3 protein-coding genes are annotated in these 3,336 nt (G+C 46.0%); all 3 read left to right on the forward strand.

What is annotated here, in order from left to right; all coding sequences use genetic code 11:
* The first annotated feature begins 176 nt into the window (after positions 1-176).
* Positions 177-1,127, forward strand: a complete 951-nt coding sequence (locus tag EKD03_RS18000; RefSeq protein WP_129633816.1) for a hypothetical protein — start codon at positions 177-179, stop codon at positions 1,125-1,127.
* Positions 1,128-2,314: 1,187 nt separating this feature from the next.
* The gene (locus tag EKD03_RS18005) at positions 2,315-2,698 is read left to right on the forward strand and encodes a hypothetical protein (protein WP_129633818.1); all 384 of its coding nucleotides are present in this window, start codon (positions 2,315-2,317) and stop codon (positions 2,696-2,698) included.
* 99 nt (positions 2,699-2,797) lie between these two features.
* On the forward strand, positions 2,798-3,103 hold the full coding sequence (locus tag EKD03_RS18010) for a hypothetical protein (RefSeq protein WP_129633820.1): 306 nt from the start codon (positions 2,798-2,800) through the stop codon (positions 3,101-3,103).
* Positions 3,104-3,336 lie beyond the last annotated feature (233 nt).

Genomic DNA, 3,336 nt, shown 5'->3' on the forward strand with positions numbered 1-3,336 from the left:
GGAATTACCTTCTTGGGCAAACCTCGTTCGGATCACGGGAACATGGCCAGCGGCGCACCTGAAGGCTGGCGTTGGGCGGCACCTCAAGCCTATGTGGAGACTTGCCTTTTTAATGGATACCACTTTTTATTAAGTAGATAAGGTGAATAGCAGTATTAATAACCAAAGGAAAATACATGTATTACTTACCCAATGGAAGAATCGAACGAAATCAGCTTATTATTGGCCAAGAGCCAAAATTTTATATTGAACAAATATCTGTTAATAGCTTTTACTTTCCAGGAGACAATATAATATATGATTTAGATCTTGCTTGTATCGAATTATATGACAGATTTCGCGAAATGGTCTTTCCCGATGAAGACGTATACTATGAATCGCTATCGAATCTTCCGACCTGGATAGCGGCTGCTGGTCATGATTCTGACTTTCCCATGAATTGCATTCAATTCGAACAAGCATCTACCAAATTAGATAATGAGATATGGGTAAGAATGCTGTTTTTATACGACTGCCAAGCGATGATTGGTTATTTACAAAATCGAATCATCGAATCAAAAAGTAAATTAGCACAATTTTACGTTCTGTTCTGTAAGCAAGAACCATTGAACCTCGTACAAAATGGTGTGATATTTGTTTCCGGGGACAGTATAACAGTGGTAATTTCTCTCTTAAGTGATTTAATCGTCACACTATACTCTATAATGGATTTAACTACTAAAATTGCATATCAGTTCGAGCACATGCCGGAAAATTATACTAAATACCCACGACAATCATCGCTTAAAATCCAATATGGTGACAAGAAAAAGTTGCGTTTATTCGCAGAAAACACAATATTTGAAGTAGTTCCGGTTATTAAGTTAATTGAAAATTTGCGACATGAGCTTATTCATAATGGGTACTGGGAGATGTCGCCAAAAATATATTTTCAAATAATTAATGGTGAGATAGCAGAGAAATGGATTCACATGATGGATGAAGATAAGGGTAATATTATTACTTTTAAGAACAGAAAAAGGTTTTTCTCCAGAGGTGAAAAAATCAACATATGTTTACCTGAAATATGCAAAGAATTTTGGAGCCGATTGAAGGTAACTATAGAGATTATTCAAGAGTCTCTATAATTACTTTAACCCATGTCTGCCTAGTAATCAGCCGCCCAACATCGCCTCGCAGGTGACGCCGCTGGCGCGGCCTGCGAACTGGGTGCATTCTGGATATTTCCTGGTGGGCAAACTTTGCTCGGATCACGGGAAGCTGCCAGCGGCGCACCTGAAGGCTGGCGTTGGGCGTCGGGGTGGCCGCCAGCGCTCCGGGGGCCGAGGAATCGTTGCGAACTTCCAATCCCGTTGACGAGTCGGCCACGAGCAAGGCCCGTTGAAGAGTCGGTTTCTATCAGCGCCCGTTGGCGAATCAGCCACGAGCAACGCCCGTCGAGGAGTCGGCTTCGGCCAATGCCCGTTGGAGAGTCCGCTTCGATCAGTGCCCGTTGAAGAGTCGGCCACGTTCACCGCCCGTTGAAGAGTCGGCCACGTTCACCGCCCGTTGAAGAGTCGGCCACGTTCACCGCCCGTTGAAGAGTCGGCCACGTTCACCGCCCGTTGAAGAATCGGCCACGTTCACCGCCCGTTGAAGAATCGGCCACGTTCACCGCCCGTTGAAGAATCGGCTTCGTTCACCGCCCGTTGAAGAATCGGCTTCGTTCACCGCCCGTCACTGATTCCGCGACCTTCATCACCCGTTGGGGAGACGGCCTCGATCACCGCCCGTTGGGGAGGCCGCTTCGATCAGCGCCCGTCGAGGAATCCGCCCCAATCAGTGCCCGTTGAGGAATCCGCTTCGGTCAATGTCCGGCAGGGAGTACACGATGGGAGGCAAGAGGTCATGGCCAGCCCCGCGCCCAACATCGCCTCGCAGGTGACGCCGCTGGCGCGGCCTGCGAACCGGGTGCATTCTGGAAACTTTCTTCAGGACAAACATTATGTTAATCACGGGACACTGCCAGCGGCGCACCTGAAGGCTGGCGTTGGGCCGCAGCGTACCCCAATGCACTGCCAGCGAAAAAAGCTGTATATCCGCACCATATCCGGACATCAATACACGGAGCGAACCAATAGAATATGTGCCAGCGAAAAAAAGCATATCTGCCTATCAAAGTCGCTAGTGGCACACCTGAAGCGATATGTTAAGCCGCTGTAGCCCGTAAAACCAGTTGCCAAATATTCTTTAATACAATATAATACGAGTTGTGATCGGATTGGAATTTGGGCAATATATAGTCATAAATCCTACATACATAGGGGGTTGGGATATGGGTAAGTGCTTTGAGCAAGATAATGTATTTCCGATAATTCTCAGGCTTATTCGGGAGCAACATGCTTTTATTGTTGAAGAACTTAATAAAATTCAGCAAGAACTTCCTCGTCTTGAAGCTATACACTTTGAGATAAATCGCAAGAGGGATGGTATGGACTTTATAACGCACGACCTTTTATCGTCGGCTATGCAAAAGGACACAGAAGGAAAAAGTATAATTGCCAAGGCTAGAAAGCGATGCCCAGAGCATTCAGAAGAATGGCTTGCCGACAATATGATTCAGTGGTGGAGCCAACGGTTTACAGTTCATAGCAATCAATGGTCTCATACCGTAGAACGAAAAGAAATCAGTGGAAGTTGGGCCTATCGTCCAAAATAACCGTATTGATCAAGAAATACCGGATCAACCCGTATATGCAAATGTCCATTCTTGACTATATCAGAGGTGTTTTTTAAACACATACTAGGAGGTAATTCTATGGATAATTCGCGTGAATATGATAATTTAAAAGCTATAAAGCCATACTTGCTAGTTATTCATCCTAAAACTAGAAATACTGCTGTTTACGACAGAAAATACCAACTTATGTTCGAAGGAGCGTCACAGCATCTAATACGCCATGCTGAATCTCATCACACCCAGATAAGGCAAGGATTCAAATTATCATACCCTGAGCAGCAGCCATCTTGGATGAGTTCAGAGAAGCAAGAAGAATGTATTCTCTATCACCTCTACAAAGACTCTTCTGACATAGTTACAATAAGAAATATACCTGAAGGGTAGATCGGAAAATTAAGCCTATTCGCGTAGCGGCCCAACATCGCCTCGCAGGTGACGCCGCTGGCGCGGCCTGTGAACCGGGTGCATTCTGGAGAGTTCCTACAGGGCAAACCTCTTTCCGATCACGGGAACCTGCCAGCGGCGCACCTGAAGGCTGGCGTTGGGCGGCACCTCAACCCTAATGCCCATATCGAGCAGTACAAGCAGTATTGGGTGGACAATCTCAATCATCACCC

Origin of the sequence: Candidatus Oscillochloris fontis, assembly GCF_004138135.1 — a bacterium.
Lineage (GTDB): Bacteria > Chloroflexota > Chloroflexia > Chloroflexales > Chloroflexaceae > Oscillochloris > Oscillochloris fontis.